Origin of the sequence: Pectobacterium sp. CHL-2024 (assembly GCF_044751765.1) — a bacterium.
Classification (GTDB): Bacteria; Pseudomonadota; Gammaproteobacteria; order Enterobacterales; family Enterobacteriaceae; genus Pectobacterium; species Pectobacterium brasiliense.
This window is the reverse complement of record NZ_JBIXKO010000019.1, coordinates 1-11,949: the sequence shown is the minus strand read 5'-3', so window position 1 is coordinate 11,949 and position 11,949 is coordinate 1. Positions and strand designations below refer to the sequence as shown.

Genomic DNA, 11,949 nt, shown 5'->3' with positions numbered 1-11,949 from the left:
ACCGTCCGAACATCATCCTGCCGAAGAGGATGATCCACCTCGGCAAGATGAAACAGGATAAAGATCGCGTTAGGCGTTAGATCCGCCATCCACTGTGATCCCGGTTCCCGTAATTTGTCGCGCAGCCGGGCTCGCCAGAAACGCAACCGCTGCCGCAATGTCTTCAGGCTTGCCATAATGACCCAGTGCGATCGACGAACGCTGTGCCTCTGAATACTCGCCGTCAGCCGGATTCATATCCGTATCGGTTGACCCCGGATGCACCAGATTCACGGTAATGCCATTCGGCCCCAGCTCACGCGCCAGCCCGCGGGTGAAAGAAAGTAACGCCGATTTGGACATCGCGTAGACCGACATTCCCGGCATAGGAACACGCTCGGCGACACTCGACCCTATCGAGATAATACGACCGCTCTGACCTAAATGCGGGATAGCCGCTTGCGATGCCAGCACCACGGCACGCACATTCACGTTCAGCGTGTCATCAATGTCAGCAAGACTCAGTTGCGACAGCATGCCGCCGCGAGCAATTCCGGCGTTATTGACGAGAATATCCAGACCACCCAGCGCGTCTGCGGCCCCGTTCACCGAGCGCACAACGGCTTCGGCGTCCGCGCTATCGGCCTTTATCGCGAAGGCGCGACGGCCTTTTGCTTCAATCGCCCGCACCACGTCCAATGCCCGTGCCTCAGAGTTCTGGTAGGTGATCGCCACATCTGCGCCTTTTTCCGCCAGTTCAAGCGCAATGGCCGCACCAATACCGCGAGATGCGCCAGTTACCAGCGCTTTTTTACCTGCAAGTTCAGTCATCGCTTACCCTATTTTGTAGTGATTGATATATAATGTTATAAACGCCCTCTGGGTAACCGTCAATTCATTTATGTAACGAACGATGCAGAATTCATTTACGCCTAAAAACGTCGCAACGGAGCGTCCCGCTAAAGGACGACCACGGGCGTTCGATCGCGAAAAAGCATTGGAAAAGGCAACACGCCTTTTCTGGCACAAGGGCTTTTCCGCTACCTCGATGTCCGATCTCACCGCCGCAATGGGGATCGGATCGCCCAGCCTGTATGCCGCGTTTGGGTCGAAAGAGGAACTGTACGCCGAAGCGGTTCGCTACTACGCCGAACACTATGGCCCACACGTCTGGGCGGGTTTCGATAGCGCCCAGACGGCTCGTGACGCCGTTCAAGCCTACCTGATGGATTCAGCCGCAGCGCTCACCGGGGCGAACGGCTCAGACGATCCTCCCGGCTGCATGCTGGTGCTGTCCGCCGTCGGCGAAGAGGGAAATGCCACCCTTGGCGCTATCGTGCGGGATGCGCGCGCGCAGGCGCTGAAAAAGCTAGAAACACGCTTTGAGCAAGCTGTGTCCGAGGGGGAATTGGACGCCGCGCTGAACGTTAACGGACTGGCGCGCTATGTTCTCGCGATACAGGGCGGAATGGTGCTGCAATCACGCGATGGCACCAGCCGCACAGAACTTGAGAATATCGTTCAATACGCCCTGTTAGGATGGGATGCGCAGGTGAGATGTGAGAAACGTTGAGCCGCAGTGGTTAACCGGCATCGTAAAGAAAACGACAGAATCAGACAAATAGCCTTAAGGATAAGTGGCAAGGTCGTCTGCTGATTTGCTGAGAACTGAAAAGAAGAAAGCTGGCTGTATCATGAGCGTTTTCGCTCACCATACAGCCAGCTTGTCATTTTTTGTTTAGCTAATGCAGGAGTCGGCAGTTAGACCTCGATCTCCGCCTTGTCGCCCTTCTCTTGCAGCCAGTTTCGGCGATCTTCAGAACGTTTCTTCGCTAGCAGCATATCCATCATCGCCATCGTCTGATCGATATCGTCTTCGTTGATGGTCAATTGCACCAGACGGCGAGTGTTGGGATCCAGCGTGGTTTCACGCAGCTGTAGCGGGTTCATTTCGCCCAGACCTTTAAAGCGCTGTACGTTCGGCTTGCCTTTCTTGCGCTTAAGCTGTTCCAGTACGCCCGCTTTTTCCTCTTCGTCCAGCGCGTAGTAAACCTCTTTGCCCAGATCGATACGGTACAACGGCGGCATGGCGACATAAACGTGCCCGCCCTGAACCAGCGCCCGGAAATGGCGGACAAACAGCGCGCACAGCAGCGTCGCAATGTGCAGACCATCGGAATCCGCATCCGCCAGAATACAGATCTTGCCGTAACGCAGTTGGCTGAGATCGGCGCTGTCAGGATCGATACCGATCGCGACTGAAATATCATGTACTTCCTGCGACGCCAGAACCTCATCGGAGGACACTTCCCAGGTATTCAGGATCTTACCTTTTAATGGCATGATCGCCTGAAATTCACGCTCGCGCGCCTGCTTCGCCGATCCGCCCGCCGAATCCCCTTCCACTAGGAACAGCTCCGTCCGGTTAAGATCCTGCGAGGTACAATCGGCCAGTTTGCCTGGCAGCGCCGGCCCACTGGTCAGCTTTTTACGCACCACTTTTTTGGCGGCGCGCATACGGCGCTGAGCACTGGAAATCGCCAGCTCGGCCAACTGCTCCGCAGCCTGTACGTTCTGGTTCAGCCACAGGCTGAAAGCGTCTTTCACGACGCCGGAGACAAACGCGGCGCACTGACGAGAAGAGAGGCGTTCTTTGGTCTGCCCGGCAAACTGCGGTTCCTGCATTTTGACCGACAGCACGTAAGCACAGCGCTCCCAGATGTCATCTGCACTCAGCTTCACGCCGCGCGGCAGAATATTGCGGAATTCGCAGAATTCACGCATCGCATCCAGCAAGCCTTGGCGCAGGCCGTTAACGTGCGTCCCGCCCATTGGCGTCGGGATGAGGTTAACGTAGCTTTCCATCAGCAGCTCACCGCCTTCCGGCAGCCAGAGCAGCGCCCAGTCTACGGCTTCCGTATCGCCAGTAATCGACCCCAGAAACGGTTTTTCCGGCAGCGTGATCAGGCCATTTACCGCCTCGCACAGATAGTCATTCAGGCCATCCTGATAGCACCAGCGCTGCTCGGTGTTGTTAACTTTATCTTTGAAGATGATTTCCACACCGGGACATAAGACCGCTTTGGCCTTCAGCAGGTGCGTCAAACGGGAGACGGAAAAACGGTGGCTGTCGAAGAACTTCTCATCCGGCCAGAAATGCACGCGCGTGCCAGTGTTACGACGTCCGCAGGTGCCAGTTACGGTGAGTTCCTGCACTTTATCGCCGTTTTCAAACGCGATGTCGTACACCTGACCATCGCGCTTAACGGTAACTTCAACGCGGGTAGACAGGGCGTTCACCACGGAAATCCCTACGCCGTGCAAGCCGCCCGAGAACTGGTAGTTTTTACCGGAAAATTTGCCGCCTGCATGCAGACGACACAGGATCAGTTCAACGGCGGGTACACCTTCTTCCGGGTGGATATCCACCGGCATCCCACGACCGTCATCAATGACTTCCAGCGACTGATCGGCGTGCAAAATCACATCAATTCGGCGTGCATGACCCGCCAGCGCTTCATCAACGCTGTTATCTATGACCTCTTGTCCCAGATGGTTAGGACGCGTGGTATCGGTGTACATTCCCGGACGACGGCGCACCGGTTCCAGTCCGCTGAGTACTTCAATCGCATCAGCGTTATAACTTGATTGAGCCATAGTTTGCGTTAATTCTTTGAGTTCAGTGAATGGTGTTTAACGAACCGCTTTCGGCGGATCGTTTTTCAATCATAGGTGGCGATTCAGTCTGTCGTGAGCCCTAAAAAATTCACAATCGGTGCGAAAAAGTGCTCAAATCCGACAAAGGCATGACTGCCCCCTGACTCCACAGTTTGACGGCAGGCCGTGTAATACGCGACTGCCTGACGATAGTCCAGAACCTCATCCCCTGTCTGCAACAGCAGCCAGAGCAAATCCGGCGATTCCAGTCGGTCAACCTGCATGACCTTCAGATCGTAAACGTGCCGAGACTCTAGCACATATTTTTCACCGGTGTAGGGGTTCTGATATTCGCCCAGATGGTCCAGCAACAGTTCAAACGGCTTCACCGCAGGGTTCACCACCACGGCAGGCAGCATAAAACACTGGGATAGCCAGGTGGCATAATAACCACCGAGGGAAGAGCCAACAATGCCCACCGGACGGCCGGCCCGCTCCATAATCAGCGACTCCATCATCTCAGCCGCCTCCGACGGATACGGTGGAAGCTGTGGAATCACCATATCGATTTCAGGATGCTGCTCTGCCAACCACGTTTGCAGAGCCGTCGCTTTTGCCGACTGTGGCGTACTGTTGAAGCCGTGCAGATAAAGAAGCGTTGGCATTAGTAACCGTCCGAATCCATGTCAGGCAGGAATTCGCTGCCTGAGAGACGATAGACCTCGGTTTCCAGACGGCCATCCGGCAGCAGGTCCAGATAGCGCCAGCCCGGCGCCACGTCATCAATGGTGAAGTTAGTGCAGTGCGGTTTGAACTGTACGCAGGTCGACGGCGTGGCCAGCAAGCGGCGGCCGTGCCAGTCAAAATCCATCTCCTGATGAATATGTCCACACAGCACGGTGTTCACCTGTGGATAGCGATCCAGTACCGCAGACAGATTATGCGCGTTACGCAAGCTATGCTGATCGAGCCAGGTACAGCCAGAAGGATGCGGATGATGGTGCAGCAGCAGCAGCGTAAAGCGATCGGGCTGACTTTTCAGACTGCGCTCCAGCCATTCAAGCTGGTATTCGCTCAGCTCGCCGTGTGGGACGCCAAATACCTGACTGTCCAACAGGATGATTTGCCACTTGTCACCCAGCAGCACATGCTTGGACGGTGCAATACCGGCGTCAGCCAGCGCATCGACCATCGCCGGCTGGAAGTCGTGGTTACCCGGAAGCCATACGCAAGGTGCGGGGATCTGCGCAATCCCGCGTGAGAAATGGTGGTAGGCTTGCAGCGTGTGATCCTGCGCTAAATCGCCCGTCGCGACGATCAAATCAAACGCATCCTGCCGAGCCTTGATGGCATTCAGCACAGCGTGATAGCTACGATAGGTGTTGATACCCAGCAAGGTTTCATGCTCGCCCGCAAAAAGATGGGTATCTGTTATTTGTAAAATCCTGACTCTGGCGCCACTCGCCACAGGCAGTGTCAACAGGCTTTCCAAATGGTGTCCTTGGTTACGTAAATCTGTCTCTACCCGTCATCTTCCAAATTGCAGAATACGCTGCCTTCCCTTGTTGGTTCGACTGCCGTCGTCCTGCGTCTTGAAATCTATTGGGTATCAAAAACCGGTATCGACATCGAACCATACGCCAAACAATACTTTAGCCAATCAGCAAGAAACTGATTAATTTGATGCTTTTCGTCACGTTGATGTAACTTCTTATTAGGATAATCATAACGTGCTTTGAAGCGAAAGATCTGCTGGCTGGCACACACTTCCGCAACCAACGCATCATGATACAACCTAACGCTCATCATTGGCAGGCTCCAGTAGCTGACAGTGGGCGCTGTCTGCTTAATTTCCACCAATGAGGTATAGCGAGTAGATTCAAGAATCGTCAGTTGATAGACCGCATTATTGACGTGATAAACCGCGATTTCACCGACTTCATCAATTTTTGGCAGCAAACGCCGCAATTGCATGAAGTTGGTTTCACATAGCCTCATCATGGCCGGGAAATCCGGAGTATAACGTTTCATAAATTCAATCCACCCACTCACGTTTCAGTTCTTCATGGTGCAACGCCAACCATTGCAAGGCAATGACAGACGCGGCGTTATCAACGATGCCTTCTTCAACCCATTGATAACTTTGTTTACGGCTCACCACATGTACGCGGATATCTTCATTCTCTTCCGCTAGACCGTGAATACCTTTCGCCGTACGCGTATCCACTTCGCCCACCATCACCGCCAAACGCTCGCTGGTGCCGCCGGGGCTAGCAAGATAGTTGATTATCGGTCGGCAACGGCCAACCCTTAATCCAGCTTCTTCTTCTGCTTCGCGCCGCGCCACCTCTTCGTGGCTTTCTCCTGGCTCAATCATGCCAGCCACCAGCTCAAACAGCCAGGGAGACGCGCTGGTGTCATAGGCCGCAATGCGAATCTGTTCGATTAATACCACTTCATCACGCACCGGATCGTAAGGCAGCAACACTACGGCATGGCCGCGTTCGAAGATCTCACGGCTGACCTCATCGCTCATACCGCCATTAAACAGGCGATGACGGAAACGGTAACGCTCCAGCGAAAAAAAACCGTCGTACAGCGTTTCGCGTGCAATAATTTCTACATCATCTTTGGTGAAAGTAACCGGACCGGATGCGGAAGACGACATAACTGCACTCCTGTAACAAGTATTAATGGAATCCGGTATTGTATGGCGGAATCCGCTGTCATTATACTCATCATTGTTTTTGAACGTTTATTAGGCGTGACGTCGGCCAAGTGAGGGGGTTCTCACCCATCGCATCACTTTTCGGTGCCTTACTGAACAGAAAAACGCCGCACTGAATCATCCAACAGGTCAATTTACCTGACCTTGTGGGCATATTCCGCTGAAAGATGGCACGTTCAGCTACCTTATCCTATTGGCAGATTCTGATAGAATCGACAATTATTCGTCTACAGACAGCGCTACCATAGCGAGATTGCTGCACAACAAGGAATGCAAATGAAGAAATTGCTCCCTCTTCTGATTGGTCTGAGCCTGGGCGGTTTTAGCGCCATGAGTCAGGCGGAAAACCTGTTACAAGTCTACCAGCAGGCAAAAAGTACCAACCCTGATTTACGCAGCTCTGCGGCAACCCGCGACGCCGCGTTTGAAAAAATTAACGAATCACGTAGCCCGTTACTGCCGCAGTTGGGAATCAACGCCGGTTATACCTATAACAAAGGTTACCGTGACAGCAATGGCGTCAACAACAACGAGAAAAGCGCGACATTGCAGTTAACCCAGACGCTGTTCGACATGTCCAAATGGCGTGCGCTGACGTTGCAGGAAAAACAAGCGGGTATTGAAGACGTTACCTATCAGACCGCTCAGCAAAACCTGATGCTGAACACGGCAACCGCCTATTTCAACGTCCTGCGTGCCATTGACTCGCTGTCCTACATCAATGCGCAGAAGCAGGCGATTTATCGCCAGTTGGATCAGACAACACAGCGCTTCAACGTGGGTCTGGTTGCGATTACCGACGTCCAGAACGCCCGTGCCCAATATGACAGCGTGCTGGCAAATGAAGTGCTGACCCGCAATACGCTGGATAATGCGTTGGAATCACTGCGTCAGATCACCGGCAATTTCTACCCACAACTGGCCGGTCTGAACATCGAGCGTTTCTCTACCCAGAAACCGGAAGCGGTTAATAACCTGCTGAAAGAAGCGGAAAATCGCAACCTGAACCTGTTGTCCGCACGTTTGAGCCAGGATTTGGCGCGTGAGCAGATTCGCTCCGCCGAAACAGGCTATATGCCAACGCTGGATCTCACCGCGTCAACAGGGGTGAGCGATACTCGTTACTCCGGTTCACGGACGAATAGCGGCAACTTCAACGACACCGACGCCGGGCAACACCGAGTTGGCATTAACTTCACTCTGCCACTGTATAGCGGTGGCGCGACCAACTCTCAGGTGAAACAGGCGCAGCACAGCTACGTCAGCGCCAGCGAACTGCTGGAAAGTGCACACCGTTCTGTTATCCAAACGGTACGTTCATCGTTTAACAATATTTCCGCGTCTATCAGCAGCATCAACGCTTACAAACAGGCTGAAGTGTCTGCACAAAGCTCTCTGGATGCGATGGAAGCAGGCTATCAGGTAGGAACACGTACCATCGTTGACGTCCTGGATGCGACCACTACGCTGTATAACGCCAAACAGCAGCTCTCCAGCGCACGTTATGATTACCTGATCAATCAGTTAAACATCAAATCCGCGCAGGGCACGCTGAATGAAGCCGATCTGCAGGCGCTGAATGCGTCACTGGGTCAGCCGGTTTCAACGACGCCGACCGTAACCGACAACACCGCTCCGCTGGCAACAACTGCCTCGGCGCAGCGTTAATCGGTAGCCGCGTTTACACGCATCAAATACAGGGGAACCACGGTTCCCCTTTTTCATACCTGTCTCTTTCCCACAAAATAACGCAACTGTACCAGAACACAGGAACCACCTTCTTTCGCCATAAAGCGAAACGTTGCACAACAGAATGTATAGCAACGTAAAGACACCTCCCGTTACACCTATTGCCGCTTTAAATTCAAGCAGCGTTCCCCTATTCTTAGGCACACTTATTTGTTATTGGCCGTGATGCTTTGCTCTGGGATAAACACGATGAAACGTACAAAAAATATTAATCAGGAAACGTTCCGCAAGGAATGGCGGACGCACCGTCTGGCACCTGTTGCTTTGGCCGTCAGCGCCGTATTTTTCCTCGCGGGCTGCGAGCAAACTGATGAAACCGTCTCCCTCTACCAGAATGCGGATGACTGTTCTTCCGCTAACCCGTCCATGGCTGCCCAATGCACCACTGCATACAATAATGCGTTAAAAGAAGCAGAAAAAACGGCACCGAAATACGCAACAAAAGAAGACTGCGTAGCAGAATTCGGCGAAGCGCAGTGTACCCAAACGCCTGCGCCGGCACAGGCCGGTATGGCAGCAGAATCTCAACAGGGCGGCGGTATGTCCTGGATGCCGTTGATGGCCGGTTACATGATGGGCCGAATGATGGGTGGCGGTGCCGGTTTCGCACAGCAGCCGCTGTTCAGTCCAAAAACGCCAGCCAGCCCGGCCAATGGCCAGTTCGTTGATGCCGCTGGTAAAAACTACGGCAACGCGACAACAGGCCGCACGATGACCGTGCCGAAAACTGCTCTGGCACCGAAGCCTGCAACGACCTCAACCATCACGCGTGGTGGCTTTGGTGAAACCGTCGCGAAGCAAAACAGCATGCAGCGCAGCAGCGCCAGTTCAAGTTCCAGCTCTTCCCGTAGCATGGGCGGCTGAGGACGTATTAGATGAAGCGGATAGATATTACAGCGCGTCCTGACTGGCAGGAAAAAGCCACCGAATTTGGTTTTCGTTTCCACACCATGTATGGCGAGCCCTACTGGAGCGAAGAGGCTTACTACCAGTTCACACTTGCCCAGATCGAAGAGCTGGAAGAAGCCACCGCCGAGCTGCACCAGATGTGTCTGCAGGTGGTGGAAAAAGTCGTCAACAGCGACGCGCTGCTCGCCAAATTCCGAATTCCTAAACACACCTGGGAATTCGTCAGACATTCATGGCGTACCAATCAGCCTTCGCTGTATTCACGCCTCGATCTGGCGTATGACGGCAAATCTCCAGCCAAGCTGCTGGAGAACAATGCGGATACACCGACGTCGCTGTACGAAGCGGCCTTTTTCCAATGGCTCTGGCTAGAAGATCAAATCAACGCCGGAAATCTGCCGCAGAATTCAGACCAGTACAACAGCATTCAGGAAAAGCTGATCGAACGCTTTGAAGAGCTAAAGCTCAATCACGGCTTCGGCCTGCTGCACTTCGCCTGCTGTCAGGATACGGAAGAAGATCGCGGCACGGTGCAATACCTTCAGGATTGCGCGCTGGAAGCCGGTCTGCCGAGCGAGTTTCTGTACATTGAGGAAATTGGGCTCGGTGAGAAAGGCCAGTTCACCGACCCTGAAAATCAGGTAATTGGTAATCTGTTCAAGCTGTATCCGTGGGAATTCATGCTGCGCGAGATGTTTTCCACCAAGCTGGAAGATGCCGGCGTGCGGTGGCTGGAACCGGCCTGGAAAAGCATTATTTCCAATAAAGCACTGCTGCCAATGCTGTGGGAAATGTTCCCAAACCACCCCAACCTGCTTCCTGCCTATTTCGCGGAAGATGAACACCCAGAACTAGACAGCTACGTCATTAAGCCGCTGTTTTCACGTGAAGGGGCGAACATCCAGATCGTCGAAAATGGCAAAGAGATTGCGTCAGCCGATGGCCCTTACGGCGAAGAAGGGATGATCGTCCAGCAGTACCATCAACTACCAAAATTCGGCGACAGCTACACGCTGATTGGTAGCTGGCTGGTAAACGATCAACCTTGTGGTATCGGCGTACGTGAAGATCGTGCCCTGATCACTCAGGATCTCTCGCGCTTCTATCCGCATACCATTCTGGATTAAGCCGCACATTGAAAGTAATAAGGCACGGTGAAAACCGTGCCTTCTCATTTCTGCTGCAAAAAGCGGATTATCCCACCTGTACCGACAACATACTCAGCGACCCCATTTCAAGCCCATCGACCGGAATGCCGATCGCCTCTTTACCGTCCCAGCTTCCCAGCACATAGAGCAGCGGGAAATAGTGATCGGGCGTCGGGTTGGATAATGCGGCACCCTCATGCTGCATAAAATGAACCAGCGGGTGGTCGTCGCCCTGATAAGTCAGGTTATCACGCACAAATTGATTGAACGAAATGGCCCACGGATACGGCTCCGCGTCGCCGTCCCATTTCACCATCCGCAGGTTATGCACGACGTTGCCACTCGCCACAATCATGAAGCCTTCATCACGCAGGGCTGCCAGCTTGCGCCCTAATTCGTAGTGATACGCGGCAGGCTGCGTACCGTCCACGCTCAGTTGCACAACGGGAATATCCGCATCGGGATACATCTTGATCAGCACGCCCCAAGAGCCGTGATCCAAACCCCATTGGCTTTGATCGGCGGTAACCGGATACGGTGCCAACACCTGTTGGATCCTCGCCGCCAATTCAGGCGAACCGGGTGCCGGATACTGGGTATCAAACAGCGCCTGCGGGAAGCCGCCAAAATCATGGATGGTGCGCGGGTTTTCCATCGCCGTCACAGCCGTACCACGGGTATACCAGTGGGCAGAAACCGCGATAATCGCCTTCGGACGCGGCAGCGTCTCACCCAGCGTTTGCCATGCCTGCGTATACACATTGTTTTCCAACACGTTCATCGGGCTACCGTGGCCGAGGAACAGTGCAGGCATCCGGGAAGTGTTGTTCATAGTCATATCCTCTGAAAGATGTCAGCGAGCGTGCAGCCGCACGCGATGGCCTTACTTTACGCGCTTTATGACACAGAAAAAGTCAGAGTTATGCGATGGAGAACATCAATTAATTTGAAAGGTATGACGCGGCAAGAAAAACTACCGACAAGAGGTAGGACTCGCAAAAGACCAGATTAAGCAGAGCGACCTTTCGTATCAGAATAAATCTGGCTACCTTCGCGCTTTCCAACTCCCATAACCATCACAGTAATAGTCTCATCCTGGACCAGATACACCAGCCTGTAGCCAGCGGACCTCAGTTTAATTTTATACTGGTCTTTACGGCCATGAAGCTGTGCTGAAGGAACACGAGGATTTTCCAAACGCTCAACCAGCTTTTTCTTGAACTGTTCCCGGACAGGATGCCCTAACTTTTTCCATTCCTTCATTGCAGAAGGCACAAATTTTAACTTATAGGTCATCGAGCGAAATCTCTTCCGCGTCAGCTAGCTCTGACATCCTATCATCAACGGTACGCCCCAGTTCTGCATCTTCAGCCAGTTCCATTAAATAGGCGAATACAGCAGGAGGCACACAGTAGAACGCCGGCTCATTCCGGTTCAGTATAGCGATAGTTTCACCTTCAGCAGCCCGAACCGTCCCCATCGGGTCACGTTTCAACTCAGTAATACTGGCGGCTGTGTTAGTTAGGATGTTGAAAGCCATAATTTCATTCACTCAATTCGGTTAGTCAAAAGCCACTTAAACACACTAATAATAGCACTTTTAAAAGCACTCATTATAGTATTTCCTAAGCATCGCTTCACACTGACCGTTAAGCCGTGTTCTTTCATAAAAAGCGTCGTGGTCTTGCCTACCCCATAAAGCAAAACCCCGCCGAAGCGCTGAGGGATCCCCACAAATCAGCGCTAATAAACCAACACCATATTTCGGTAGGTTTTGGC

The 11,949-nt window shown here is 53.1% G+C and carries 13 protein-coding genes; 4 read left to right on the top strand and 9 right to left on the bottom strand.

Annotation, left to right across the window (positions count from 1 at the left end; all coding sequences use genetic code 11):
- Positions 1-69: 69 nt before the first annotated feature.
- Positions 70-810 carry a 3-oxoacyl-ACP reductase family protein gene (locus tag ACIPUG_RS19035; RefSeq protein WP_039555413.1) on the bottom strand — a complete coding sequence of 247 codons (741 nt, stop codon included), beginning with the start codon at positions 808-810 and terminating at the stop codon, positions 70-72.
- 82 nt (positions 811-892) lie between these two features.
- On the opposite strand from ACIPUG_RS19035, the gene ACIPUG_RS19030 reads away from it, so the two are divergent.
- Positions 893-1,552: a TetR/AcrR family transcriptional regulator gene (locus ACIPUG_RS19030; protein ID WP_400339727.1), complete on the top strand. Its 660-nt coding sequence runs from the start codon at positions 893-895 to the stop codon at positions 1,550-1,552.
- 188 nt (positions 1,553-1,740) lie between these two features.
- Here the strand turns inward: ACIPUG_RS19030 and parE are convergent, their stop codons facing one another.
- The 5 genes from parE to nudF form a co-directional block, all read right to left on the bottom strand.
- Positions 1,741-3,636: a DNA topoisomerase 4 subunit B gene (gene parE / locus ACIPUG_RS19025; protein WP_400339724.1), complete on the bottom strand. Its 1,896-nt coding sequence runs from the start codon at positions 3,634-3,636 to the stop codon at positions 1,741-1,743.
- Positions 3,637-3,719: 83 nt separating this feature from the next.
- Positions 3,720-4,301, bottom strand: coding sequence for an esterase YqiA (yqiA, locus tag ACIPUG_RS19020; protein WP_039282773.1), 582 nt, complete (start codon positions 4,299-4,301; stop codon positions 3,720-3,722).
- Positions 4,301-5,128, bottom strand: a complete 828-nt coding sequence (gene cpdA, locus ACIPUG_RS19015; protein WP_010297432.1) for a 3',5'-cyclic-AMP phosphodiesterase — start codon at positions 5,126-5,128, stop codon at positions 4,301-4,303. The genes yqiA and cpdA overlap by 1 nt, the downstream gene beginning before the upstream one ends.
- A 107-nt stretch (positions 5,129-5,235) precedes the next feature.
- Positions 5,236-5,667, bottom strand: a complete 432-nt coding sequence (locus tag ACIPUG_RS19010; RefSeq protein WP_010280219.1) for a DUF1249 family protein — start codon at positions 5,665-5,667, stop codon at positions 5,236-5,238.
- A 4-nt stretch (positions 5,668-5,671) separates the two neighbouring features.
- Entirely contained in the window at positions 5,672-6,304 is a 633-nt protein-coding gene (gene nudF, locus ACIPUG_RS19005) for an ADP-ribose diphosphatase (RefSeq protein ID WP_039555410.1), read from the bottom strand.
- 336 nt (positions 6,305-6,640) lie between these two features.
- Here nudF and tolC point away from each other — a divergent pair, with 336 nt between their 5' ends.
- From tolC to ACIPUG_RS18990, 3 genes are all read left to right on the top strand, one after another.
- Positions 6,641-8,032, top strand: coding sequence for an outer membrane channel protein TolC (tolC, locus tag ACIPUG_RS19000; RefSeq protein ID WP_039282780.1), 1,392 nt, complete (start codon positions 6,641-6,643; stop codon positions 8,030-8,032).
- A 270-nt stretch (positions 8,033-8,302) separates the two neighbouring features.
- The gene (locus ACIPUG_RS18995) at positions 8,303-8,977 is read left to right on the top strand and encodes a DUF1190 family protein (protein WP_010280216.1); all 675 of its coding nucleotides are present in this window, start codon (positions 8,303-8,305) and stop codon (positions 8,975-8,977) included.
- Positions 8,978-8,988: 11 nt separating this feature from the next.
- Positions 8,989-10,149 carry a glutathionylspermidine synthase family protein gene (locus ACIPUG_RS18990; RefSeq protein WP_010297418.1) on the top strand — a complete coding sequence of 387 codons (1,161 nt, stop codon included), beginning with the start codon at positions 8,989-8,991 and terminating at the stop codon, positions 10,147-10,149.
- A gap of 67 nt (positions 10,150-10,216) precedes the next feature.
- Here the strand turns inward: ACIPUG_RS18990 and ygiD are convergent, their stop codons facing one another.
- The 3 genes from ygiD to ACIPUG_RS18975 all read right to left on the bottom strand — a co-directional run bounded on the left by ygiD (position 10,217) and on the right by ACIPUG_RS18975 (position 11,710).
- A complete protein-coding gene (ygiD, locus tag ACIPUG_RS18985) occupies positions 10,217-11,002 on the bottom strand; it encodes a 4,5-DOPA dioxygenase extradiol (protein WP_400339721.1) in 786 nt (261 codons plus the stop codon).
- Between the two features lie 176 nt (positions 11,003-11,178).
- Positions 11,179-11,466, bottom strand: a complete 288-nt coding sequence (locus ACIPUG_RS18980) for a type II toxin-antitoxin system RelE/ParE family toxin (protein WP_100017717.1) — start codon at positions 11,464-11,466, stop codon at positions 11,179-11,181.
- Positions 11,456-11,710: a type II toxin-antitoxin system Phd/YefM family antitoxin gene (locus ACIPUG_RS18975; RefSeq protein WP_039282788.1), complete on the bottom strand. Its 255-nt coding sequence runs from the start codon at positions 11,708-11,710 to the stop codon at positions 11,456-11,458. Before ACIPUG_RS18975 ends, ACIPUG_RS18980 begins: the two co-directional genes overlap by 11 nt.
- Positions 11,711-11,949: the final 239 nt, after the last annotated feature.

What these genes read in the sequence shown, in the direction of transcription:
- ACIPUG_RS19035 (WP_039555413.1), bottom strand. Translation starts at nt 810, where the DNA reads ATGACTGAACTTGCAGGTAAAAAAGCGCTGGTAACTGGCGCATCTCGC.
- ACIPUG_RS19030 (WP_400339727.1), top strand. Translation starts at nt 893, where the DNA reads ATGCAGAATTCATTTACGCCTAAAAACGTCGCAACGGAGCGTCCCGCT.
- parE (WP_400339724.1), bottom strand. Translation starts at nt 3,636, where the DNA reads ATGGCTCAATCAAGTTATAACGCTGATGCGATTGAAGTACTCAGCGGA.
- yqiA (WP_039282773.1), bottom strand. Translation starts at nt 4,301, where the DNA reads ATGCCAACGCTTCTTTATCTGCACGGCTTCAACAGTACGCCACAGTCG.
- ACIPUG_RS19010 (WP_010280219.1), bottom strand. Translation starts at nt 5,667, where the DNA reads ATGAAACGTTATACTCCGGATTTCCCGGCCATGATGAGGCTATGTGAA.
- nudF (WP_039555410.1), bottom strand. Translation starts at nt 6,304, where the DNA reads ATGTCGTCTTCCGCATCCGGTCCGGTTACTTTCACCAAAGATGATGTA.
- tolC (WP_039282780.1), top strand. Translation starts at nt 6,641, where the DNA reads ATGAAGAAATTGCTCCCTCTTCTGATTGGTCTGAGCCTGGGCGGTTTT.
- ACIPUG_RS18995 (WP_010280216.1), top strand. Translation starts at nt 8,303, where the DNA reads ATGAAACGTACAAAAAATATTAATCAGGAAACGTTCCGCAAGGAATGG.
- ACIPUG_RS18990 (WP_010297418.1), top strand. Translation starts at nt 8,989, where the DNA reads ATGAAGCGGATAGATATTACAGCGCGTCCTGACTGGCAGGAAAAAGCC.
- ygiD (WP_400339721.1), bottom strand. Translation starts at nt 11,002, where the DNA reads ATGAACAACACTTCCCGGATGCCTGCACTGTTCCTCGGCCACGGTAGC.
- ACIPUG_RS18980 (WP_100017717.1), bottom strand. Translation starts at nt 11,466, where the DNA reads ATGACCTATAAGTTAAAATTTGTGCCTTCTGCAATGAAGGAATGGAAA.
- ACIPUG_RS18975 (WP_039282788.1), bottom strand. Translation starts at nt 11,710, where the DNA reads ATGGCTTTCAACATCCTAACTAACACAGCCGCCAGTATTACTGAGTTG.